The sequence below is a fragment of the Mycolicibacterium boenickei genome (assembly GCF_010731295.1).
Taxonomy (GTDB): domain Bacteria; phylum Actinomycetota; class Actinomycetes; order Mycobacteriales; family Mycobacteriaceae; genus Mycobacterium; species Mycobacterium boenickei.
On the sequence record NZ_AP022579.1, the window covers coordinates 2005430 to 2026341 of the forward strand.

Annotated in this window: 25 protein-coding genes and 1 pseudogene; 13 read left to right on the forward strand and 13 right to left on the reverse strand. The window is 67.5% G+C overall.

Features of this window, described 5'->3' with window-relative positions; translation table 11 throughout:
- Nucleotides 1–9 precede the first annotated feature (9 nt).
- The gene (locus G6N57_RS09335) at nucleotides 10–900 is read left to right on the forward strand and encodes a hypothetical protein (RefSeq protein ID WP_077741864.1); all 891 of its coding nucleotides are present in this window, start codon (nucleotides 10–12) and stop codon (nucleotides 898–900) included.
- Nucleotides 893–1546 carry a TrmH family RNA methyltransferase gene (locus G6N57_RS09340; protein ID WP_077740198.1) on the forward strand — a complete coding sequence of 218 codons (654 nt, stop codon included), beginning with the start codon at nucleotides 893–895 and terminating at the stop codon, nucleotides 1544–1546. The genes G6N57_RS09335 and G6N57_RS09340 overlap by 8 nt, the downstream gene beginning before the upstream one ends.
- On the opposite strand, the gene G6N57_RS09345 is transcribed toward G6N57_RS09340, so the two are convergent.
- The 4 genes from G6N57_RS09345 to cynR all read right to left on the reverse strand — a co-directional run bounded on the left by G6N57_RS09345 (nucleotide 1512) and on the right by cynR (nucleotide 4112).
- Nucleotides 1512–2039 carry a nucleoside deaminase gene (locus G6N57_RS09345; RefSeq protein ID WP_077740199.1) on the reverse strand — a complete coding sequence of 176 codons (528 nt, stop codon included), beginning with the start codon at nucleotides 2037–2039 and terminating at the stop codon, nucleotides 1512–1514. The genes G6N57_RS09340 and G6N57_RS09345 overlap by 35 nt on opposite strands.
- A gap of 26 nt (nucleotides 2040–2065) precedes the next feature.
- Complete coding sequence (gene cynS, locus G6N57_RS09350; RefSeq protein WP_077740200.1) at nucleotides 2066–2536, reverse strand: cyanase; 471 nt, start codon at nucleotides 2534–2536, stop codon at nucleotides 2066–2068.
- Nucleotides 2537–2573: 37 nt separating this feature from the next.
- Nucleotides 2574–3152, reverse strand: coding sequence for a carbonic anhydrase (locus G6N57_RS09355; RefSeq protein WP_077740201.1), 579 nt, complete (start codon nucleotides 3150–3152; stop codon nucleotides 2574–2576).
- 69 nt (nucleotides 3153–3221) lie between these two features.
- Entirely contained in the window at nucleotides 3222–4112 is an 891-nt protein-coding gene (gene cynR, locus G6N57_RS09360) for a transcriptional regulator CynR (RefSeq protein ID WP_077740202.1), read from the reverse strand.
- An 83-nt stretch (nucleotides 4113–4195) separates the two neighbouring features.
- Here cynR and G6N57_RS09365 point away from each other — a divergent pair, with 83 nt between their 5' ends.
- From G6N57_RS09365 to G6N57_RS09390, 6 genes are read left to right on the forward strand one after another with little or no spacing between them, the layout of a single operon-like run.
- A complete protein-coding gene (locus tag G6N57_RS09365; RefSeq protein WP_097925814.1) occupies nucleotides 4196–4897 on the forward strand; it encodes an ankyrin repeat domain-containing protein in 702 nt (233 codons plus the stop codon).
- Between the two features lie 27 nt (nucleotides 4898–4924).
- Nucleotides 4925–5383 carry a DoxX family protein gene (locus tag G6N57_RS09370; RefSeq protein WP_077740204.1) on the forward strand — a complete coding sequence of 153 codons (459 nt, stop codon included), beginning with the start codon at nucleotides 4925–4927 and terminating at the stop codon, nucleotides 5381–5383.
- Nucleotides 5380–6600 carry an amidohydrolase family protein gene (locus G6N57_RS09375; protein ID WP_077740205.1) on the forward strand — a complete coding sequence of 407 codons (1221 nt, stop codon included), beginning with the start codon at nucleotides 5380–5382 and terminating at the stop codon, nucleotides 6598–6600. The genes G6N57_RS09370 and G6N57_RS09375 overlap by 4 nt, the downstream gene beginning before the upstream one ends.
- Nucleotides 6601–6615: 15 nt before the next feature.
- Entirely contained in the window at nucleotides 6616–7716 is a 1101-nt protein-coding gene (locus G6N57_RS09380; RefSeq protein WP_077740206.1) for a glycoside hydrolase family 76 protein, read from the forward strand.
- A gap of 55 nt (nucleotides 7717–7771) precedes the next feature.
- Complete coding sequence (locus G6N57_RS09385) at nucleotides 7772–8923, forward strand: XdhC family protein (RefSeq protein ID WP_077740207.1); 1152 nt, start codon at nucleotides 7772–7774, stop codon at nucleotides 8921–8923.
- Nucleotides 8920–9819: an LLM class F420-dependent oxidoreductase gene (locus G6N57_RS09390; protein ID WP_097925797.1), complete on the forward strand. Its 900-nt coding sequence runs from the start codon at nucleotides 8920–8922 to the stop codon at nucleotides 9817–9819. Before G6N57_RS09385 ends, G6N57_RS09390 begins: the two co-directional genes overlap by 4 nt.
- Before the next feature lie 7 nt (nucleotides 9820–9826).
- Here the strand turns inward: G6N57_RS09390 and G6N57_RS09395 are convergent, their stop codons facing one another.
- Nucleotides 9827–10477, reverse strand: coding sequence for a DedA family protein (locus G6N57_RS09395; RefSeq protein WP_407665980.1), 651 nt, complete (start codon nucleotides 10475–10477; stop codon nucleotides 9827–9829).
- Nucleotides 10478–10596: 119 nt separating this feature from the next.
- Here G6N57_RS09395 and fbaA point away from each other — a divergent pair, with 119 nt between their 5' ends.
- Nucleotides 10597–11634 (forward strand): class II fructose-bisphosphate aldolase, encoded by a 1038-nt coding sequence (fbaA, locus tag G6N57_RS09400; RefSeq protein WP_077741865.1) that lies wholly within the window; start codon nucleotides 10597–10599, stop codon nucleotides 11632–11634.
- Nucleotides 11635–11638: 4 nt separating this feature from the next.
- On the opposite strand, the pseudogene G6N57_RS09405 reads toward fbaA, so the two are convergent.
- Together G6N57_RS09405 and G6N57_RS09410 are read right to left on the reverse strand one after the other, a co-directional pair.
- Nucleotides 11639–12230, reverse strand: a pseudogene (locus tag G6N57_RS09405) (CHAP domain-containing protein).
- Nucleotides 12231–12239: 9 nt separating this feature from the next.
- On the reverse strand, nucleotides 12240–13043 hold the full coding sequence (locus tag G6N57_RS09410; RefSeq protein WP_077740210.1) for an Rv0361 family membrane protein: 804 nt from the start codon (nucleotides 13041–13043) through the stop codon (nucleotides 12240–12242).
- Between the two features lie 64 nt (nucleotides 13044–13107).
- On the opposite strand from G6N57_RS09410, the gene G6N57_RS09415 reads away from it, so the two are divergent.
- Nucleotides 13108–13524: a DUF3151 domain-containing protein gene (locus G6N57_RS09415; protein WP_043368170.1), complete on the forward strand. Its 417-nt coding sequence runs from the start codon at nucleotides 13108–13110 to the stop codon at nucleotides 13522–13524.
- Between the two features lie 7 nt (nucleotides 13525–13531).
- On the opposite strand, the gene G6N57_RS09420 is transcribed toward G6N57_RS09415, so the two are convergent.
- Genes G6N57_RS09420 through G6N57_RS09430 form a run of 3 tightly spaced genes read right to left on the reverse strand, consistent with a single transcriptional unit; the run spans nucleotide 13532 to nucleotide 15881 of the window.
- Nucleotides 13532–14428: a cation diffusion facilitator family transporter gene (locus tag G6N57_RS09420; RefSeq protein WP_077740211.1), complete on the reverse strand. Its 897-nt coding sequence runs from the start codon at nucleotides 14426–14428 to the stop codon at nucleotides 13532–13534.
- Nucleotides 14429–14468: 40 nt separating this feature from the next.
- A complete protein-coding gene (locus tag G6N57_RS09425; RefSeq protein ID WP_077740212.1) occupies nucleotides 14469–15248 on the reverse strand; it encodes a site-2 protease family protein in 780 nt (259 codons plus the stop codon).
- Nucleotides 15249–15299: 51 nt separating this feature from the next.
- Nucleotides 15300–15881 carry a hypothetical protein gene (locus G6N57_RS09430; protein ID WP_077740213.1) on the reverse strand — a complete coding sequence of 194 codons (582 nt, stop codon included), beginning with the start codon at nucleotides 15879–15881 and terminating at the stop codon, nucleotides 15300–15302.
- A 105-nt stretch (nucleotides 15882–15986) separates the two neighbouring features.
- On the opposite strand from G6N57_RS09430, the gene G6N57_RS09435 reads away from it, so the two are divergent.
- Genes G6N57_RS09435 through G6N57_RS09445 form a run of 3 tightly spaced genes read left to right on the forward strand, consistent with a single transcriptional unit; the run spans nucleotide 15987 to nucleotide 18596 of the window.
- Nucleotides 15987–17282 (forward strand): adenylosuccinate synthase, encoded by a 1296-nt coding sequence (locus G6N57_RS09435; protein ID WP_077740214.1) that lies wholly within the window; start codon nucleotides 15987–15989, stop codon nucleotides 17280–17282.
- Complete coding sequence (locus G6N57_RS09440; protein ID WP_077740215.1) at nucleotides 17279–17905, forward strand: PaaI family thioesterase; 627 nt, start codon at nucleotides 17279–17281, stop codon at nucleotides 17903–17905. Before G6N57_RS09435 ends, G6N57_RS09440 begins: the two co-directional genes overlap by 4 nt.
- Before the next feature lie 43 nt (nucleotides 17906–17948).
- A complete protein-coding gene (locus G6N57_RS09445) occupies nucleotides 17949–18596 on the forward strand; it encodes a hypothetical protein (protein WP_077741866.1) in 648 nt (215 codons plus the stop codon).
- An 84-nt stretch (nucleotides 18597–18680) separates the two neighbouring features.
- On the opposite strand, the gene G6N57_RS09450 is transcribed toward G6N57_RS09445, so the two are convergent.
- The 3 genes from G6N57_RS09450 to G6N57_RS09460 are packed head-to-tail and all read right to left on the reverse strand — an operon-like array spanning nucleotide 18681 to nucleotide 20902.
- The gene (locus G6N57_RS09450) at nucleotides 18681–18875 is read right to left on the reverse strand and encodes a ferredoxin (RefSeq protein ID WP_077740216.1); all 195 of its coding nucleotides are present in this window, start codon (nucleotides 18873–18875) and stop codon (nucleotides 18681–18683) included.
- 5 nt (nucleotides 18876–18880) lie between these two features.
- On the reverse strand, nucleotides 18881–20086 hold the full coding sequence (locus G6N57_RS09455) for a cytochrome P450 (protein ID WP_077740217.1): 1206 nt from the start codon (nucleotides 20084–20086) through the stop codon (nucleotides 18881–18883).
- A 9-nt stretch (nucleotides 20087–20095) separates the two neighbouring features.
- A complete protein-coding gene (locus tag G6N57_RS09460; protein ID WP_097925815.1) occupies nucleotides 20096–20902 on the reverse strand; it encodes an alpha/beta fold hydrolase in 807 nt (268 codons plus the stop codon).
- Nucleotides 20903–20912: the final 10 nt, after the last annotated feature.

The following is a 20912-nucleotide window of genomic DNA, read 5'->3' on the forward strand; positions in this document are numbered from 1 at the left end:
GACGTGGCAGTGCGGGCGCTGATCGCGGCGGTGATGGCGGTACTTCTCGTCGTCACCGCGGGATGCTCATCCGATCAACCGGCGCGCACCTTTGAAGCGTCGACCGCCCAGCTCGGCGAATCGCTGGACATCCTCGGCTGGAACCTGAAGGTGTCGGATCTGCGGTTCGACTCCGAACACGTACTCATCGACGTCGAGGGCTCGGCTTCCGGCGATGCGCACGCCAAACCCGAGGACATCCGGTTCGGCCTGTACGGCGCCCTGGCGCATCCGATCGAGGCCGACGCGCTGCACGGCTGCGACGGCCTCACCAACCTGGGCCTGCGGCCACTGGCCGCGTCGGCACCCGACAAGCTCAGCGGCACAGTCTGCTTGGGGCCGCAGCGGGACCAGAGTCAGGTACGCGGGGTGTACGTGTACTCGCCGCGCGAGCGGATCGCGGGCACCACGATCGCCTATCCGGCAGCCTTCCCGGTCGGGGTGCTGCCCACCAGCGTCGACGATGCCGGGGTCACCCTCAAGTCCACCAGCGTGGACGCGTTCAGCGCCGACGGCGGACAACTGGCACCGACCGCGATGGGCGACCCCACCGCCTTCAACGGCAAGGGCTACATGCTGATGGGTCTCGAAATCGATGGCGCGGCAAAGCGTTATGCCGACGATGCGGCGGCACGTGGCGGTCCGCTGATGGTGGTGGCCGGCCCATCGCTGCCGCCGCCGGGGCTCAGCCGTGCCTGCTCGGCGTACGGCTCGTCGGTGCTGATCCTGCCCGAGGCCTCGCGTGAGGCCGTCAACGTGCGGGCCTCGCTGTGTACGCAGGGGGAGATGACCGCGGCCTTGCTGTATGCCTCGGTTTCCGTGATCGGCACCCACGCTGCCCTGTGGACCACCCGTGGTTGAGGCCGTCGGCCCCACTGAGTGGGGAGAGTCCCCGGGCGTGGGACCGTGGGAGGGGCCATTACCCACCGGTGCCGACGCCGCACGGTATGACCCCGAGCTCCTGCGCGACGGAGATACCCGCAATGTCGTTGACGCCTACCGGTATTGGACCCGGGAAGCGATCATCGCCGATATCGACCGGCGCCGGCATCGGCTGCACATCGCGATCGAGAACTTCGGCAACGACGCCAACATCGGTGCGGTGGTACGCACCGCCAATGCCTTCGCCGTCGACACCGTGCACATCGTGGGGAAGCGCAGGTGGAACCGGCGGGGTGCCATGGTCACCGACCGCTATCAGCGGTTGTGTCACCACGACACCACCGCCGAACTGCTGGCGTTCGCCGCCGACGCCGGGTTGACCGTCGTCGCGGTGGACAACGTGCCCGGCGCCGTGCGGCTGGAACAGACCGAACTACCGCGCGACTGCCTGCTGATCTTCGGGCAGGAGGGCCCGGGCATCACGCCGGAGGCACAGGCCGGCGCGGCGGTGACGGTCTCCATCGCTCAGTTCGGGTCGACCCGCAGCATCAACGCAGGAGTCGCGGCGGGAATTGCCATGCATGCGTGGATCACTCGTCACGCGGACTTTTCGCAGGCCTGGTAGAGGTCGGGGCTCCGGGCACCCGGCGTTCGCCGCCGTTGCGCTCCTGCCAGAGTTTGTAGACATCGACCGCGGCGTCGCGAGGTTCGTAGCGCATCGGTAGCCGGCGTTCATTCCACGGCTTGGCGAACTCGTCGTAGAAGGTGTTCAGCTCGAAGTACTTTCGATCGTCGACGTAGTGCGGTTTGTAGGCGTCCCGGGTGGTCAGGAACACGACTTCGTCCGGCGAGCAGTAGTAGAGCGAGCCCAGGCACATCGGGCAGGGCTGGGCCAGGACATAGATCGTGGCCCCGGTCAGGTGTTCGGTGCCGAGCTCGGTGCATGCCTTGCGGATCGCGAGGATCTCCGCGTGTGCGGTGGGATCGTGGGTCTGGGCAACCAGGTTCGGGCTCTCGGCCAGGATCTCGCCGTCTTTGACGATGACCGTCGCGAACGGACGGCCGCCCTCGGCGACGTTCTGGCGTGCGATGTCGATGGTGCGTTGTGCGAAGTCCATGGGGCCTCCTCGGTTATCGGAATCGATCAAAAGGGTTTGGTGGGAAGGTATTTGCCGTCCAGTGTGATGACGGCGCGCTCCCCGCCTTCGGGATCGGCGACCTTGCGCACATCGAGCTTGAAGTTGATGGCGCTGATGATGCCGTCACCGAACTGTTCGTGGACCAATGCCTTCAGCGTCGTGCCATAGACCTGGAGCATCTCGTAGAAGCGGTAGATCGTCGGGTCGGTGGGGACACCGCCGGGGATCGAGCCACGGGTCGGAATGGTCTGCAGCAGCATTGCGGCATCGTCGTCGAGGCCGAGCAGCGCGGCCACCGCGATGGCTGACTGGGCCGGCAGCGCGTGCTGCCCGAGGACAGCGGCGGTCACGAAGGCAGGTGAGAGCTCGGCGGCATCCGCGATCTGCTGCCAGGTGAGGTCCTTGCGGGTCTTGGCCTCCACGGCTGCGGTGGCCAGGGCCTGTCGAGCGGTCGGATCAAATTGGGCGTGCACCATTTTCGGTGTCCTTTCCTTGTGGGGTTTTTGGGAGGGATCAGGGGTTGTCGACAGCGGACACCACGCCGCTGGCGATGTCGAAGACCCAGCCGTGCAGCGTGACGGCGTGGGCGGCAAGGGCCCGGGCCACGGCGGGATGGGTGGCGAGGTTCGCCACCTGTGCACGTACGTTCTCGTGCACAAGGTGTGAAACCTTGTCTGTATCAACGGGTTGAGTTGAATTCGGCCGATCGTTGCCGGCTTGGCGCAGCCATTGGGCTGTGGTCGGCATGGCGCTCAGGTCGTGGTTCTCGGCCAGCGCGGTCATCGCGCCGCAGCCGGAATGACCGCACACCACGATGCGGGACACACCCAGCGCCGACACGGCGTATTCGACGCTGGCGGCGATGCCGTCCGCGGCTGGGTGGTAGGCCGGCACCAGGTTGCCCGCGGTACGTATGACGAACAGCTCGCCCGGTTCACTGCCGGTGATCAACTCCGGGACCACGCGGGCATCGGAGCAACCGATGAACAGCGTGTGCGGGCGGTGCGTGGTGGCGAGGTGGGCGAACAGGTCGGCCTTCGCGGGAAACGTGTCGCGCTGGAACAGGGCGATGCCCTCGGCAAGGTCGTACATGCCAACTACCTTGCGCGCGAATCGCTATAGCGTCCAATACTTAGTTTCCATCGGACCGATAGGTGGTGTCTATGGTTCCCGATGATTGGAGTAGCGATCCGCGATCGCGCTGAAAGCTCGCGCGGCCGCGGACTGATACCCCGCCGAACGGTGCAGGAGCACGACGTCGCGTGACGGCAGCGGGGGATCGGGCCGGATCGGGTGAAGGTCGGCCTGTGCCTGCGTGATCGCGTCCGGCAACACCGTGGCGAGCGTGCCGAGGCGCACGAATTCGATCAATGCGCTGATGGAGTTCGCCTCGATCGCGATGTGGGGCGTGACGTTCTGGGCGGCGAAGAACTCGTCGATGTAGTTGCGCGTCGCGAAATCTCGGCTGAGCAAGGCCAAGGGTTGGGAGGGCAGATCCGCGATCGCGAACGCGGTGGCGCGCGGATGGAGGGGATGGGCGGCGCCCACGACGAGGCTGAGGGTCTCGGTGAAGAGCGCCGATGCAGTCACCCCCGCAGCGTGGTGGCCCGCGAAGGCGATGCCCAGGTCGATGCGGTCGGCGAGCAGGTCCGCTTCGAGCAGATCCTGGGTGGTCTCGATGACCGTGAGGGTGACACCGGGATGCGCGGCATGGAACTGCCGCACCAGTGGGCCGATCAGGTAGGCGGTGATGGTCGGCGTCATCGCGATCCGAAGGTGGCCGCGGCTCAGGTCGTGCACGTCATGGACTGCCCGCTCGGCGGCATCGAGGTCTTGCAACGCCAGACGTCCGTGCTGGGCGTAGGCCTCGCCGGCGTCGGTCAGCCGTACCGAGCGCCCGGAGCGATCGAGGAGGGTGGTGCCGACCTCCCGTTCCAGCTGTTTGATCTGCTGCGACAGGGTGGGTTGTGACACATGCAGGGCCTCGGCCGCCCTGGTGAAGTTGCCGTGATCGGCGACGGCCAGCAGGTAGCGCAGGTGTCGCAGCTCCATCGGCTCAATCTATAGGCATTGCCTATCGCGGTGATGAGAACTGCGTCTTGGACACTATGGATCAAGCCCGGCAGGTTGGAAACATGCCTGGTTCCCTTCGTGTCCTCAGCTGCGCTGCTGCCGCGCTGTCCGTGATGGCGGCGACCGCTGCAGGTTGCACGTCCCCGGACGTCGCGACTGTCGCCACCACCGTGGCGCCCGTACCTGGTCCGGATCTGCTGACGGCGGCCTCGAACAACGATGTAGCCCAGGTGCGCGACCTGATCGGGCGCGGCGCCGACCTCGAGGTGCGCGACGAACGCGGACGCACGCCGCTTGTCGCGGCCACCAAGAACGGTGCCACCGACGCCGCGCGGGCGTTGATCGAGGCCGGTGCCGACGTCAATGCCAAGGACGACCTGCAGGACTCTGCCTATCTCTACGCCGGCGCCGAGGGTCTCGATGACATCCTCGAGCTGACGCTGTCGCACGGGGCCGACGTGCGCAGCGTCAACCGCTACGGCGGGACCGCACTGATTCCCGCGAGCGAGCACGGACATGTCAGCACGGTGCGCAGACTTATCGCCGCCGGCGTCGACGTGAACCACGTCAACAAGCCGCAATGGACGGCGTTGCACGAAGCCATCGTGTACGGCGACGGATCCGTCAGGTACCAGCACGTGGTGCGCGCGCTGCTTGACGCGGGGGCGGATCAGTCGATTCGCGACGGGTCCGGGCGCACCGCGCTGGACAACGCCGAGCGACTCGGCCAGGTTCAGGTGGCAGCCATCCTGCGCTCACGATGAAAACCCAAGAAAGGGAGCACTTTTAGCATGACCGTCCGAAACATCCTGATCCTGTTGGCCCGCGTAGGGCTGGGCGTGATCTTCGTGGCCCACGGCTGGCAGAAGTTCGTCACCAACGGGATCGCCGCAACCCAGCAGGGATTCGCGACCATGGGTGCCCCGGCCCCCGAGGCGTCGGCAGTGCTTGCGGCCACCATCGAGTTCGTCGGCGGCATCGGGTTGATCATCGGCCTGGCCACACCGGTCTGGGCGGCTCTGTTGTTCGCCACCATGGTCGGCGCGTTCCTGATCGCCCACACGGGGCACGGGTTGTTCGTCGCCAAGGGCGGATTCGAGCTGGTGCTCGCCCTGGCGGCGCCGATGCTGCTGCTGATCGTCACCGGCGCGGGCCGGTTCAGCGTCGACGGCCTGCTCGGTGCCCGGTTACCCTGGAACCGAGGCATTTTCGCGAACCCACCGCAACCGCTCACCTCGGAGCTGTCATGACCGGCCAGGAGATCGACGCGCTCATCGACGTGGTGCTGCCCGACGGGCGTCGGGACGATGTCACGCTGCGCGAAGGACAGGTCAGCGCGATAACCGATCACCGGCAGGCGGTTTCGACACCACCCGGCCCGCACGTCGTCGACTGCGGTGGTGCCCTGGTGTTGCCCGCATTCGTCGACGGCCACTGCCATTTGGACAAGACCTTCTGGGGGACACCGTGGCGGCCGCACCGCGCCTCAGGGTCGCTGCGGGACCGCATCGCCGACGAACGCGAATTGCGCGCCCGGATCGGGGTTCCCGTCACGACCCGCGCGACCGCGTTGGCCGAGCACATGGTGTCGCTGGGCACGGGGCACGTCCGGTCGCACGTCGACATCGACCCCGATGTGAAGCTCGACGGCCTGCATCAGCTGCTGGAGGTGCGGGAATCCCTGCGGGACAAGCTGAGTATCCAATTGGTGGCATTCCCGCAGAGCGGCGTCGTCACCGCCCCCGGTGTGCCCGATCTGCTCGACGCGGCCCTGACCGAAGGGGCCGATCTGATCGGCGGACTCGACCCCGCCGGGTTCGACGGGGATGTCGACGGTCAGCTCGACGTGGTGTTCGGTTTGGCCGAACGGCACGGGGCGGGTATCGACATCCACCTGCACGACGGCGGCGACCTCGGCGTCCGGCAACTCCATGCGATCGCCGAGCGGACGAAAACCCTTGGGCTGCGCGGCAAAGTGACCGTCAGTCACGCGTATTGCCTCGGGCAGGTCGACGAGGCCGCGGTCGACCGGACGGCGACGGCGCTGGCCACTGCCGGGGTTTCGGTGATGACCAACGGCCCGGCCGGAACCATGCCGCCGGTTCTGCGGCTGCGTGACAACGGCGTGCTGGTGTTCGCCGGCTCGGACAACATCCGCGACGCCTGGTGGTCATACGGCACCGGCGACATGCTCGAACGCGCCACGATCATCGGCCTGGAAGGCGGCCTGATGTCCGATGAGGAACTCGGGTATGCGGCGTCACTGGTTACCGATTCGGCAGCCGCCGCCCTCGGGCTCGCCGATTACGGCTTGGCTCCCCGCAACCGAGCTGACCTGGTGGTGATCGCCGCGGCGAACCCCGCAGAAGCGGTGGCCGGCCATCCGGAACGGCTACTGGTCTTGCACGACGGCCGGGTGGTGAGCCGGAAAACTGTTCGACATGCCGACAATTCGAAGGCCTGGTAAGGCAGGATCGTCTGCATGGATCAGCTATGGGCTAACCGTGCGGCCAGCGCCGAAGCTGCGATCACCCAACGGCACCTGAAAAAGCTCTGGGGTCTGCCGGGCACCCAGCTCGGCGTGGTGGCCTGGCCGGCGACCAAGAAGTACCGACAGTTCGGAACCTGGCATTACTGGTGGCAGGCACACCTTCTGGACACCCTGGTCGACGCGCAGGTGCGTGACCCGCGGCCCGAGCGGAAAACCCGTATCGAACGGCAGATCCGGGCGCACCACATCCGCAACAACCTGTCGTGGACCAACAGCTACTACGACGACATGGCCTGGCTGGCGCTGGCCCTCGAACGGGCCGGGCGGCTGGTCGGCGTCGAGAAATCCGGTGCGCTCAAGAAGCTTTGCGCGCAGTTCGTCGATGCGTGGGTGCCCGAGGACGGCGGCGGGATCCCGTGGCGCAAGCAAGACCAGTTCTTCAACGCCCCGGCCAACGGTCCGGCCGGGATCTTCCTGGCCCGGTATGACGACCGGTTGCGCCGCGCCCAGCAGATGGCCGACTGGATCGACGACACCCTGATCGATCCGGAAACCCACCTGGTGTTCGACGGCATCAAGGCCGGCTCGATGGTGCGCGCGCAGTACACCTACTGCCAGGGCGTGGTGCTGGGGCTGGAGGTCGAACTGGCGGTGCGTACCGAGGACACCCGGCACGCCGAACGGGTGCGTCGCCTGGTGGCTGCGGTCGCCAAGGAAATGTCCACCGACGGGGTCATCAAGGGCGCAGGTGGCGGCGACGGCGGCCTGTTCAACGGGGTCACGGCGCGGTACCTGGCGCTGGTGGCGAACACGCTTCCGGGGGACAGTGCCGACGACGATGCCGCGCGCGATACGGCGCGCTCGCTCGTGCTCAAATCCGCGCAGGCGGCCTGGGACAACCGTCAGTCGGTCGACGGGCTGCCGCTGTTCGGGGCGTTCTGGGACCAGACCGCCGAGGTGCCGGGGGCAGAAGGGCAGCAAGCGCAGTTCGTCGACGGCGCGGTCAACGCGTCGGCGATCCCCGAACGTGACCTGTCGGTCCAGATTTCGGGCTGGATGTTGATGGAAGCCGCGCACACACTGGCCGAGTGAGTCCGGCGGCGGCCCCGCACTGAGCGGGTGCTCAGCGAGGGCTAGGTTAAGCATCGTGAGAGATGTGCTCGCCGAGCTGCTGGCGGTCTGGCGTGCCGGTGGCACGGCGGGCATGGCGACCGTGGTGCGCACGTTCCGCTCCGCGCCGCGGCCCGCCGGGGCCTCGATGGTGGTGGCCCCCGACGGCACGGTGACCGGGTCGGTCTCGGGCGGTTGCGTCGAAGGCGCGGTATACGAACTGGCCGGCGAGGTGGTCGCCGCGGGCAAACCGGCGCTGCAGCGTTACGGAGTCAGCGACGACGACGCCTTCGCCGTGGGACTGACCTGCGGCGGTGTGCTCGACGTGTACGTAGAGCCCGTGTCGCGGCAGACCTTCCCGGAGCTGGAAGCACTCGTCGGCGACATCGAGGCCCATCAACCCGCCGCGACCGCGACCGTCATCGCGCATCCCGATCCCACCTGGATCGGCCGGCGCCTGGTGATCCGGCCCGACGAGGTGACCGGCACCCTCGGCTCCGCTCGCGCGGACGGCGCGGTCACCGACGACGCCCGGGGTCTGCTCGACGCCGGCCGCAGCGGGGTATTGACGTTCGGACCGGACGGCGAGCGGCGCGGTGAGGGCATGGACGTCTTCGTCGCGAGCTTCGCGCCGCGGCCCCGGATGCTGGTGTTCGGCGCGATCGACTTCGCGGCCGCCGTGGCGCGGCAGGGGTCCCTGCTCGGCTACCGGGTCACGGTGTGCGACGCGCGCCCGGTGTTCGCCACCGCTGCCCGGTTCCCGACCGCCGACGAGGTCGTCGTCGACTGGCCCAACCGCTACCTGGCCGCGCAGGCCGCCGAAGGTGCGATCGACGGCCGTACCGTCGTCTGCCTGCTCACGCACGACCCGAAGTTCGACGTGCCACTGCTCGAGGTGGCGTTGCGACTGCCCGCGATCGGCTACATCGGCGCCATGGGGTCACGGCGCACACATGAAGACCGGATGGCCCGACTGCGCGAGATCGGCCTGACCGAGGCAGAACTCGCCAGATTGTCCAGCCCCATAGGGTTGGACCTGGGCGCCAGGACACCGGAGGAGACGGCGGTGTCGATCGCAGCGGAGATCATCGCCCAACGCTGGGGCGGCAGCGGCAAGCCGCTGACCGAAACCGGCGGACGCATCCATCACGAACACAACGAACCGAGTGAATTGAGGAGCGGTCAGTGACACGAGCCAGGATCGATTTCCCGAGCCGAATCGGCGTGTGGTGGGCCAGCGACACCTGGTCGATGCCGGACGCGCAGCAGGTGGCGCGGGAGATCGAGGCGCTCGGCTTCGGTTCGCTGTTCCTGCCCGAGGTGGTCGGCAAAGAGGCGCTGACCCAGTCGGCGGCGTTCCTGGCCGCCACGGAGCGGCTCGTGGTGGGTACCGGCATCGCCAACATCCACGTCCGGGTGCCGTCGGCGGCCGAATCCGGAGCCCGGACCTTGACCGCGCTCCACCCGGGACGGTTCGTACTCGGGTTGGGTGTCAGCCACGGGCCTCTGGTGGAGCGCGGCCTGGGCGGCACGTACGCCAAGCCGCTGGCCACGATGCGCACCTACCTGGAGCGCATGGCCGCGGTGCCCGAGCAGATCGAACCCGGGGTCGGACGCCCGCCCCGGCTGGTGGCCGCACTCGGACCGAAGATGATCGAACTGTCCGGCACACACGCCGACGGTGCACACCCTTATCTGGTCACGCCCGAGCACACCGCGACGACGCGCGAGATCCTGGGGCCGGACCGCTGGGTGGTGTCCGAGCAGGCCGTCGCCATCGGCGGTGACGACGCCGATCAACTGGCCCGGGCGCACCAGCACCTCGAGGTCTACAGCGGGCTGCCCAACTACCGGAACTCGTGGCTGCGCCAGGGTTTCGACGAATCCGACCTGGTTCGCGGCGGCTCGGACCGGCTGGCGCGTCGTCTCGTCGGGCTGGGTTCGGTTGAGCAGGCAGCCGCGGTGGTCACCGCGCACCTGGATGCCGGCGCCGATCATGTCGTCGTGCAGGCACTCGGGGAGAACCCCACGGCCGACCCGTGTCCGGCGCTACGCGAACTCGCCGCCGCGCTGGGTCTCGGGTAGCTCGCGGCTACACCTGCTCGGCAGCGGCCTTCTTGGCGGCGCGGCGGCGCTTGAGCCACTCGAAGAACATCGGGGCCACCGAGGCCACGACGATCAGGATGAAGATCGGCTCGAGGAGCTTCTGGATGATCTCGAACTGACCCAGCCAATAGCCGAGCAGGACGAGGCCGACGCCCCACACGATCGCGCCAAGGACGTTGAACGTGGTGAACACCGAATAGCGCATCTTGGCGGCGCCGGCGACGATCGGTGCCAGGGTGCGCACGATCGGCACGAAGCGGGCGATGACGATCGCGAACGGGCCGCGCTGCTCGAAGAATGCGTGGGCCTCGTCGAGGTACTTCTGCTTCAGCACCCGGGCGTCGGGCTTGAACATCTCGACGCCGATGAACCGGCCGATGAAGTAGCCGACCTGGCCGCCGAGGATCGCTGCGAGCGGGATGAACACCAGCAGCTGCCAGAGCGCGAAGTTGGCGTTCACGGCGGTTCCCTGAGCGGCGGTGCCCGCCGCGAGCATGCCGGCGACGAACAGCAGCGAGTCGCCCGGCAGGACGGGGAACAGCACCCCGGACTCGACGAAGACGACGACCAGGATGCCCACCAGGGCCCAGGTGCCGAAAGATCCGATGAGATGGAGCGGATCCATGAAATCCGGCATGAGTGCCAGATTGGTCGTAGCCTCAGGGAGGGCGATGTCGATCACGACTCCCTAGGGTACCTGGGCCCCACCACCGGTCTTCACCTGCGATAACCCGCGTCCAGATGGAAGGACAAGCCATGCCGATCGCCACGCCTGAGGTCTACGCCGAGATGCTGGGCCGGGCCAAGGAGCATTCGTTCGCGTTCCCGGCCATCAACTGCACGTCGTCGGAGACGATCAATGCCGCCATCAAAGGTTTTGCCGATGCAGGTAGTGACGGGATCATCCAGTTCTCGACCGGTGGTGCCGAGTTCGCCTCCGGGCTGGGGGTCAAGGAAATGGTGACCGGCGCCGTCGCGCTGGCCGAGTTCGCCCATGTGATCGCCGACAAGTACCCGATCACGGTGGCCCTGCACACCGACCACTGTCCGAAGGACAAGCTGGACACCTACGTGCGGCCGCTGCTGGCCATCTCGGCCGAGCGGGTCGCCGCGGGCCGCAACCCGCTGTTCCAGTCGCACATGTGGGACGGCTCGGCGGTCCCGATCGACGAGAACCTGACCATCGCCCAGGAACTGCTGAAGCTCGCGGCAGCGGCCAAGATCGTCCTCGAGGTGGAGATCGGTGTCGTCGGCGGTGAAGAGGACGGGGTCGAGGCCGAGATCAACGAGAAGCTCTACACCTCCTCGGAGGATTTCGAGAAGACGATCGACGCGCTGGGCGCCGGCGAGCAGGGGGCATACCTGCTGGCCGCGACGTTCGGCAACGTGCACGGCGTGTACAAGCCCGGCAATGTGGTGCTCAAGCCCGAGGTACTGGCCGAGGGGCAGCGCGTTGCCGCCGCCAAGCTCGGATTGGGCAGTGACGCAAAGCCTTTCGACTTCGTGTTCCACGGCGGCTCGGGTTCGCTGAAGTCCGAGATCGAGGATTCCCTCAAGTACGGCGTGGTGAAGATGAACGTCGACACCGACACCCAGTACGCCTTCACGCGCCCGCTCGCCGCGCACATGTTCACCAACTACGACGGGGTGCTCAAGATCGACGGCGAGGTCGGGAACAAGAAGGTCTACGACCCGCGCAGCTACCTGAAGAAGGCCGAGGCGTCGATGTCAGAGCGCGTCATCGAGGCCTGCAACGACCTGCACAGCGCCGGGCGCAGCGTCACCGGCGCCTAGCGGTTCAGCCGGGCAGCCGGCCGTACCCGAGGATGCCCGCGATCTCGGCGTCGTCGAGGGTGTGCACGCGGATGCCGCCCTCCTCGTTGCCGCCGACCGTGGTGATCGCGTTGTCATCCGCGGCCACAACGAAATTCGTGTGCAACCCGAGTGGGCTGCCGTCGGCGTACATCACCACGTCACCGGTGTGCGGCCGGTAAACCGTTCGCTTCGGCGAAACGGCCTGCGGACTGGTAGTACTCCTGCAACGTGTAGACGCCCGGGATCCGCCAGCTCCCCGAATTCGGGTTGGTCAGCGGCTGCCCCGCCTCGTTGAGCACCCAGCTGACGAAGTCGGCGCACCACGGCTCCTCGATGCCCTCGGAGAAATGGCTGCCACCGGGCTGGTCCCGGTACTGCGCCTGCAGCACGTCGACGATGCGTGCCTGGGCCGGATCGAGTGTGGCGCGGTTGAGCTCGGGAAAGGCCACGCGTTTGCCGGGTAGGACGTCGAGCACGGAGTCCGGATCCCGGACCAGCAGGGCGGCCAGGCCGACGACGACGACCGCGCCGAGCGCACACAATGCCAACCAGAGCCTGGGTCCGCGCAGCGTCACCCGATCAGGTTAACCGGTGGGCGCCTGGCAGATCTTCCACTGATTGTCGCGGAACTGGAGGTCGAAGCTGCGGGTCGAGCGGGTTTGCGGGGCGAACGCCATGAAGCTGGTGACGTTGGCTTCGGCGTGGTCGCCGTTGACGACCACCTGGTCAATGCTCGCCACCACGGGGTACTGCTTGGCGGCGGCCACCCGGGCGTGGGTCTCATCCCAGGCCTTCTGGTCGTACTTGACATAGTTGTCGCTGGTGGTGCCGCAGGTCATCGACCGCAGGGCGGACAGGTCGCCGCGCTGGATGGCCGAGTCGAAGTTCTGGATGGTCTCGCGGACGTCGTCCTCCTGGGAGGCGGCCGACGACGACTTGCGGGTCAGCAGGACGGTGCCGAGCACCGCGATCGCCACCAGTGCCGCGATCACCAGCACGACCGCGACCACCCACCCCCAGCTCCGGCGGGCAGCGGGCTGAGGCTTCTGTTCCTGTTCCTCGCGCGGCGGGATGACTTGTGGGGCTGCACCTTTCGGGACCTCGGCGGCGACGGTGTCACCCTCGGCGGGCGGTGCGAAGACCTCGGTCTCGGGGTCGGGAGGGGTGTCGATCTTCTGGGTCGACCCGGCGTCGAATCCGGAGGGCGCGGTGAAACGCCGCTCTTCGCTGCGCGCCACCGCCTCGGTGACCTCGTCGGCCGAGCCGATGATCTCGGTCGCCGGCTCGGTCACGTCTGACATCCGCGGTAGCTTGACCTGCTCGGTCGGCGTATCACTGTGATCGGTGGGTGGTCCAGCCTGCTCGTCAGGTCCCGTTGGGTTCGACATCCCTGCTGCGGTCCTCCCGTACGTCGGTACCGGTGGAGCTTATCGGTCGGTGCACAATAGGCCCATGACACGGATGGGTGATTTGTTGGGGCCGGATCCGGTGCTCCTTCCCGGGGACCCTGAGGCCGAGGACGAATTGGCTGCGGGGGAGAAGGCTGCCGTGGTGGCCGCTGCCCACCCGTCGGCGTCGATCGCCTGGGCGGTGCTGGCGGAGAAGGCGCTCGCGGACGACAAGGCCGTCACCGCATATGCCTACGCCCGCACCGGATATCACCGCGGGCTCGATCAGTTGCGCCGCAACGGCTGGAAGGGTTTCGGCCCGGTGCCGTTCGCTCATGAGCCGAATCAGGGCTTCCTGCGGTGTGTGGCCGCGCTGGCCCGGGCCGCCGACGACATCGGCGAGACCGACGAGTTCCAGCGGTGCCTCGATCTGCTCGACGACTGCGATCCGTCCGCGCGCGGCGAGCTCGGCCTGGCCTGAGCCTCACTCAGTCCTTCGCCTCGCAGGAGCAGTCTTCGGCGGAGGTGGGCGGCTCCACCTGCACGGTGGCGTGTGCCAGCCCGCGCGCGTTCAACACCGCGCGGGCGTCGTCGAGCACCCGGGCGGTGTCGGCGCTGCTGGTCAGGTGCGCGGTGACCATGTCCTTGCCGGGCACGAGCGTCCACACGTGCAGGTCGTGCACCTCGGTCACGTCGTCCACCGATTCGAGCGCAGCCCGCAACTCGTTCACGTCGATGTGCTGCGGCGACGATTCGCTGAGGATCCGCAGCGCGGCGCGGGCCAGCGCGATGGCCCGGGGCAGCACCCACAGGGCGACCAGGACCGCGACCACCACGTCGGCGTAGGGCCAGCCGGTGGTGACGGTGACGATGCCGGCGATCAGGACGCCGATGCTGCCGACGGTGTCGGCCATGACCTCCATGTACGCGCCCTTGACCGCCAGGCTGTCCTTGGACTGCGAGCGCAGCAGCATCACCACGACGGCGTTGGCGGCCAATCCGGCAAGCGCGACGACGATCATCGGCACGCCAGGAACCTCAGGCGCGTTGCCGAGCCGTTCGAACGCCTCGTACAGGATGAAGGCCGCCACACCCAGCAGGAGGGCGGCATTGGCCACGGCGGTGAACACCTCCGCGCGGTGCCAACCGTAGGTGCGGGCCGGCGACGAGCTACCGCGCTTGGCCAGCAGTACCGCGGTCAACCCCATGAACATCGCGACCAGGTCGGTGAGCATGTGGCCGGCGTCGGCGAGCAGGGCGATCGAGTTGATCAGCAGTGCGGTGACCAACTCGAGGACGAAGAACGCACTGAGGATCGCCGCGGCGATGATCATCCTGCTGACGCGGGTATCGCTGCTGTGGCTGTGATCGTGGCCGGCACCCATGTCTCGAAATATATGCGGAAATACGCATATGTGGCAAGCGTCAGAGCCAGGCGGACCAGAACCGGGTCAGCTGGCTGCCGATCGACACCAGCTGGCTGGGCACGCCGGAGAGGTCGACGAACCAGAACACCACCGAGAAGAACCAGCGGTTGAGCGTCGGCGTGAACAGCAGGATCAGCAGGATGAACAGGCCCCATTGTTTGGCCGGCGCGAGCGCCCGTTGGGTGTCGGGGCTCAGGTGCGGTTCCAGTGCGCCGTAGCCGTCCAGCCCGGGGACCGGAAGCAGGTTCAGCACTACCGCGGTGACCTGCAGGAACCCCAGGAAAGCCAAGCCGGACCAGAACACGCTGTGGGTCGGGTCGAAGAAGATTCGGGTGACGCCGAGCAGCAGGACCGCCAGCACCAGGTTGGCCGCCGGGCCGGCCAGACTGACCAGGGTTTTTTGCCGAGCCGTCATCCAGGACGTGCGGACATAGACCGCCCCACCGGGCAGCCCGATGCCGCCGAGGGCGATGACGAGCACCGGAAATCCCAGCGACAGCAGCGGATGGGAGTACTTGAACGGGTTCAGCGTCAGATACCCGCGGACCGCGACGTCGTGGTCCCCGAACCGCCACGCGGTGAAGGCATGGCCGAATTCATGCAGGCACAGCGACACCAGCCAGCCTGCGATGACCAGGATGAAAACGCCGACGTAGGACAGCGGCTTGACGTTGTCGGCCGCGAGCCAGGCCACCACCCCACCCGCGGCGGCGAGCGCGACGACGGCCAGGAATACCGGGCTCGGCCGGACCGACTGATGCAGCGGGCGGATGTTCACGATTCGACGCTACGGCAATCCGGCGGGGCTCAGCCGCCCCTTGGGCGCAGCTCAGCCGACGCGCAGCCAACCCTCGGTGTGCCGGTAGAACGTCGAGCGCCGGACGGTCCGCGGCGCGGGCACGCCGTCGCGGATCACCTGCGCACCCGGAGTGCCCAGTTGTGCGGCGCGTCCGGCCACCCACCGGCGCGGTCGGCCCCGGTCCGACAGCACGCTCGCGCGCAGTCCCGGCATGCTCAGCGTCGGCTCGACCCGGACACCCGGCGCCTCGCCGTCGAACAGCACGATGTCGTCGACGATGGCTTCACCCTCGAGAGGTCCCCCCTCGGGTCCACGCCATTGCGCCGCGCTGACCAGCACTGTTCCCGTCTCGTCGCGGATCAGCGGGACACGCCGGGCGGGGGCCCTGAGGGCGCGGCGAGCCGACCAGCTGCCGGTGGCCGCAGCGACCTCGATGTCGAGCCGGTCGGCGCGCAGCAACGCGCTGAGCACGGCTGCCAGCTCGGCTTCACCGCCGGTCACGACCAGTCTGCGGGGTGTGCCGAGGTCCTCGACATCAACCCTCGGCAGGTTGCGGAGCGGGCGCGGAACGGGCGTAGTGCCGACCACCGCAACCCCGTCTGAGGTGGTCAAAACTGCTCCTTGCGGTCAGACAAATGTGTTCCTGGCGTGAGCTGGGATAAGGTGACCTACCGGCTGCATCACACTAGTGCGGAAGATTAGGCGGGAGATTACGCCATGCCGGCAATCGTCCTCATCGGCGCCCAATGGGGTGACGAGGGCAAAGGTAAAGCCACCGATCTGCTCGGTGGACGCGTGCAGTGGGTGGTTCGCTACCAGGGGGGTAACAACGCCGGTCATACCGTCGTACTGCCCACCGGAGAGAACTTCGCACTGCACCTGATCCCTTCGGGCATCCTGACACCAGGGGTCACCAACGTCATCGGCAACGGCGTGGTGGTCGATCCGGGTGTGCTGCTCACCGAGCTCCAGGGCCTGGAAGACCGCGGCGTCGACACCTCGGGCCTGCTGATCTCCGCCGACGCCCACCTGCTCATGCCGTATCACGTCGCCATCGACAAGGTGGTCGAGCGATACGCCGGCAGCAAGAAGATCGGCACCACCGGCCGCGGCATCGGTCCCTGCTACCAGGACAAGATTGCCCGCATCGGCATCCGGGTCGCCGACGTGCTCGACGAGCAGTTGCTGGCCGAAAAGATCGAGGGCGCACTGGAATTCAAGAACCAGGTGCTGGTCAAGATCTACAACCGCAAGGCGCTCGAACCGGCCGAGGTTCTTGAGAACCTGCTGACTCAGGCCGAAGGCTTCAAGCACCGCATCGCCGATGCCCGGCTGCTGCTCAACCAGGCGCTGGAAAAGGGCGAGACCGTGCTGCTGGAAGGGTCGCAGGGCACCCTGCTCGACGTCGACCACGGCACCTATCCGTTCGTCACCTCGTCGAACCCGACCGCGGGCGGCGCCGCCGTCGGCTCCGGGATCGGCCCGACGCGGATCACCACGGTGCTGGGAATCCTCAAGGCCTACACCACTCGTGTCGGGTCCGGTCCGTTCCCGACCGAGCTGTTCGACGAGCACGGTGCCTATCTGGCCAAGACCGGCGGTGAGGTCGGAGTGACCACCGGCCGGGCCCGGCGCTGTGGCTGGTTCGACGCGGTGATCGCGCGGTACGCCACGCGGGTCAACGGCATCACCGACTACTTCCTGACCAAGCTCGACGTCCTGTCCAGCCTGGAGACCGTGCCGGTGTGCGTCGGCTACAAGGTGGACGGCAAGCGCACCAACGAGATGCCGATGACGCAGTCCGACATCGCCCGCGCCGAGCCGATCTACGAGGAGCTGCCCGGTTGGTGGGAGGACATCTCCGCCGCCCGTGAGTTCTCGGATCTGCCCGCCAAGGCTCAGGACTATGTGCTGCGACTGGAAGAGCTTGCCGGCGCGCATGTTTCGTGCATCGGTGTGGGTCCGGGCCGCGAGCAGACGATCGTGCGTCGTGACATCCTGGCCGCCAAGTGACGGACGAGCGGCCATCGGTCTTCGAACAGCACGGCGGATTCCCGGTATTCGAATCGGCCGATCCCGGACCGGGTTTCGCGCGTTTCCTGACCGCGATGCGCCGGGCGCAGGATCTGGCCGTGTCGGCCAACCCGGACAGCGACACCTGGGACGACGCGGCTGACCGAGTCGAAGAGCTCGTCAAGCTGCTCGGACCCTATGAGGCGGCCGAGGGCGTCGGCCCGGCCAACCGGGTGCCGTCCCTGCCGGGTGTCGGCAGTCTGCTGATGCCGCCGTTCACCGTGGCGAAGTTCGAGCCCGACGGCGTCGAATTGAAGGTCGAGTTCAGCCGGTTCCACGTCGGCGGCAACTATGCGGTGCACGGTGGTGTGCTGCCGCTGCTGTTCGATTCGGTGTTCGGCATGGTGATCCATGCCGCCGGCCGGCCGATCAGTCGCACCGCGTTCCTACATGTGGACTACCGCAAGGTCACGCCCATCGACACCGAGCTGACCGCGCGTGGCTGGGTACGTGAGGCCGAGGGCCGCAAGGCATTTGTGAACGCCGAACTGCGTGACCCCGACGAGAACCTGCTCGCCGAGGCCAACGGCCTGATGCTCAGATTGCTGCCCGGTCAACCCTGAGTCGTGTCACGATGGCGCGGTGGTTCAACAACACCTGCACCGTCTGTCGACGCCACGGGCGGCTGCCTTGGCGGGCGTACTGTTCGCCGTGCTGTTCGGGGTGGCCCTGGTCCTGATCCGCACGGCGCTGCCCGAGGGGGCCGAGCCCGGTTCGCAATGGATCGACGGCGCGACCACGCGATTGCGCGTGGCATCGGTGTTGATGCCGTTCGCCGGTATCGCGTTCCTGTGGTTCATCGGGGTGGTGCGTGACGGCTTCGGCCGCTACGAGGACCGGTTCTTCTCGTCGGTGTTCCTCGGCAGCGGAATCCTGTTCTTGGCGATGATGTTCGTTTCATCAGCCGTCGGTGCCGGGCTGATCGCCAGCCGGGCCGGGATTTCCGACGCCGACGCCTACAGCCACGTCGCGACATTCGGGCAGATGGTGCTGATGGCGCTGAGCAAGACTTACGGCGTCCGGATGGCCGCCGTGTTCATGATGTCGCTGGCGACGATCTGGCTGAAGACGGGCTTGATGCCGCGCCCGCTCGTGTACACGACCTACCTTGTCGCAGTGGGGCTTCTGATCGCAGGCAATGTCAGCATGTGGATCGTGCTGGCCTTCCCGCTGTGGGTGCTTGCCGTCAGTGTCCTGATCCTGATCCGGGCTGGGGTGATCGACCTGCACGGGGAGCGGGAGCCTTCCGAGTAGTCCCGTCGGATTCATCTCGGTGCGTCGGTAGCCCATGGCAGAAACGAATGTATGTTCGGCTTCTGGGCGGTGGTACCGCCCGCGTCACTCCCCGGTGAGTTTCAATGCCGACGCGGGGCATAGCTTGACGGCCTGGCGCGCTTGATCGATCTGATCGTCGGGCACCTCGTCGACGAGGACTTCGACCACGCCGTCCTCGTCTTGGTCGAAGATGACGTCGGAGATCATCACGCAGTTGCCCGATGCGATGCAGGCGTCCTGATCTGCTTCTACTTTCATGGCACTCACCACGTTACCGCCAACGATTTGAGCCCGTAGATGAAGTGAAAAGACCGGTACTGCACGGCTTCGAACGGTTCCGCGAGGGCCAGGGCAGGGAACCGCCGCAGCAGCGCCGGGAAGGCGATCCGCATCTCCATGCGGGCCAGTGGGGCGCCGAGGCAGTGGTGCACGCCGTGGCCGAAGGCCAGATGACCGGGTGCGCCTCGGCGGACGTCGAGCGTGTCAGGGCTGTCGATGAAAGCGGGGTCGCGGTTGCCGGCGGGCAGTGAGGCAAAGACCAACTCGCCCGCGGGAATCCGCACGCCGGCCACCTCGACGTCGGTGGTGGTGAAGCGCGGGATGGCGTTCTGCACGATGGACAGCCAGCGCAGGAGTTCCTCGACGGCCGGGCCGACGGCGTCCGGGTCGTCGCGTACCGCGGCCAACTGTTCGGGGTGGCGCAGCAGCGCCAGGACACCGAGGCCCAGCATGTTCGACGTGGTCTCGTGTCCGGCGAGCAGCAGCAATCCGGCGATGCCGACGAGTTCGTCGTCGCTCAGTTCCGCGCCGTGGTCGCGGATCAGCATCCCGAGGATGTCCTCGCCCGGATTCTGGCGGGCCCGCCCGACCAGGCCGCGCATGTAGTCACGGCTCTGCCGTTGCAGCGCAAGGCGTTCCGCAATGGGCAGGGACAGGTCGAGCTGGAGTGTCGAGCGGTGCTGGAAGTCGTCGCGGTCCTCGTAGGGCACCCCGAGGAGTTCACAGATCACCAATGAGGGAATGGGGAGCGCGAAATCGGCCACCAGGTCCGATGGCGGGCCGGCCGCGGCCATCGCATCGAGTCGGGCTTCGATGATCTCGACGATGCGTGGTTCGAGCCGTTTCATCCGGCGGATGGTGAACTCCGCGGTGAGCATGCGGCGTAGTCGCTGGTGTTCAGGCGGGTCGAGGCCCAACAGATTGCCTGCGCGAGCGCTGGCCAGCTCTTCGTCGGACATCTCAGGAGCCCCGGGCAGGGTGAAACCCGGCGGCCTGCTGTTGGAAAACCGCTCGTGGTCACCCAACACCGCCTTGACGTCCTCGTGTCGGGTGATCAGGTACACCGGGTTGCCGAGCGCGCTGATCACGGTGCGCACGCCGTCGTCCGCGCGGATCGCACCCAGTTCGGGTGTCGGGTCGAAGGCGTTGCGCCGCATGTGTACTGGCGGCAGCGTAATCGGCGCACTCATGCCACGACGCTACCCGCGGGCGAAGAACTCCCTGATCAACGTGTTGACAAGGCGTGGGTTCTCCAGCGCCGCCAGGTGGGCGACTCCGTCGAGCACGGTCACCTCGGCCGCGGGGATGGCGTCGGCCATCGCGATGGTCTCCTCGATCGGAAACGTCGCGTCTTCGTCGCCGGCGACCACGAGTGCCGGTGCGCTCACCCGCGCGAGCAACGCCCGCTGGTCCGGGCGGCGCGGCACCACGCTCTTCACCGCCCACGCGGCGGAATCAACGTCGACCCGGTGCGTCGCGTCCCGCACGAAGGCGACCACCTCTGGACGTGTGCGAAACGTGGTCGGGCCCAGAAAAGCCGACAGCACCGACCTGGTGAGTGGGCCGCGGATGCCGCCGAGCGCTCTGGCCATCTGCAACAGGAGGCCGTACTCGACCTTCTGCCGCATCCCGGCTGCCGACGCCGTGCAGTTCATCAGCACGGCCCGGCCGATGCGGTCCGGATACGAGGCCGCGAACGTCCCGCCGATCATTCCGCCCCACGAGTTGCCGACGAAGTGGGCGCGTTCGACGCCCACACCGTCGAGTATGTCGGCGACGGTATCGGCGCAGTCGGCGAAACTGAATGGTGCGGTGAGCTTTTCGCTGTCTCCATGGCCAGGCGGGTCGACCAGGATCACCCGATGATCGGGCTCGAACTCCTGCGCCTGTGCGGTCCACATTCGGCCGGTCATCAGCAGGCTGGGCCAGAACAAGATGGTTTCGCCGTCACCCCGGACCTCGACGCGGATCCGGCCGAGTTTCGTGGGCAGTCGCAATTCCTGCACAGCTGCCAAG

What these genes read in the sequence shown, in the direction of transcription:
- G6N57_RS09345 (WP_077740199.1), bottom strand. Translation starts at nt 2,039, where the DNA reads ATGGACTTCGCACAACGCACCATCGACATCGCACGCCAGAACGTCGCC.
- cynS (WP_077740200.1), bottom strand. Translation starts at nt 2,536, where the DNA reads ATGGTGCACGCCCAATTTGATCCGACCGCTCGACAGGCCCTGGCCACC.
- G6N57_RS09355 (WP_077740201.1), bottom strand. Translation starts at nt 3,152, where the DNA reads ATGTACGACCTTGCCGAGGGCATCGCCCTGTTCCAGCGCGACACGTTT.
- cynR (WP_077740202.1), bottom strand. Translation starts at nt 4,112, where the DNA reads ATGGAGCTGCGACACCTGCGCTACCTGCTGGCCGTCGCCGATCACGGC.
- G6N57_RS09365 (WP_097925814.1), top strand. Translation starts at nt 4,196, where the DNA reads ATGCCTGGTTCCCTTCGTGTCCTCAGCTGCGCTGCTGCCGCGCTGTCC.
- G6N57_RS09370 (WP_077740204.1), top strand. Translation starts at nt 4,925, where the DNA reads ATGACCGTCCGAAACATCCTGATCCTGTTGGCCCGCGTAGGGCTGGGC.
- G6N57_RS09375 (WP_077740205.1), top strand. Translation starts at nt 5,380, where the DNA reads ATGACCGGCCAGGAGATCGACGCGCTCATCGACGTGGTGCTGCCCGAC.
- G6N57_RS09380 (WP_077740206.1), top strand. Translation starts at nt 6,616, where the DNA reads ATGGATCAGCTATGGGCTAACCGTGCGGCCAGCGCCGAAGCTGCGATC.
- G6N57_RS09395 (WP_407665980.1), bottom strand. Translation starts at nt 10,477, where the DNA reads ATGCCGGATTTCATGGATCCGCTCCATCTCATCGGATCTTTCGGCACC.
- fbaA (WP_077741865.1), top strand. Translation starts at nt 10,597, where the DNA reads ATGCCGATCGCCACGCCTGAGGTCTACGCCGAGATGCTGGGCCGGGCC.
- G6N57_RS09410 (WP_077740210.1), bottom strand. Translation starts at nt 13,043, where the DNA reads ATGTCGAACCCAACGGGACCTGACGAGCAGGCTGGACCACCCACCGAT.
- G6N57_RS09415 (WP_043368170.1), top strand. Translation starts at nt 13,108, where the DNA reads ATGACACGGATGGGTGATTTGTTGGGGCCGGATCCGGTGCTCCTTCCC.
- G6N57_RS09420 (WP_077740211.1), bottom strand. Translation starts at nt 14,428, where the DNA reads ATGGGTGCCGGCCACGATCACAGCCACAGCAGCGATACCCGCGTCAGC.
- G6N57_RS09435 (WP_077740214.1), top strand. Translation starts at nt 15,987, where the DNA reads ATGCCGGCAATCGTCCTCATCGGCGCCCAATGGGGTGACGAGGGCAAA.
- G6N57_RS09450 (WP_077740216.1), bottom strand. Translation starts at nt 18,875, where the DNA reads ATGAAAGTAGAAGCAGATCAGGACGCCTGCATCGCATCGGGCAACTGC.
- G6N57_RS09455 (WP_077740217.1), bottom strand. Translation starts at nt 20,086, where the DNA reads ATGAGTGCGCCGATTACGCTGCCGCCAGTACACATGCGGCGCAACGCC.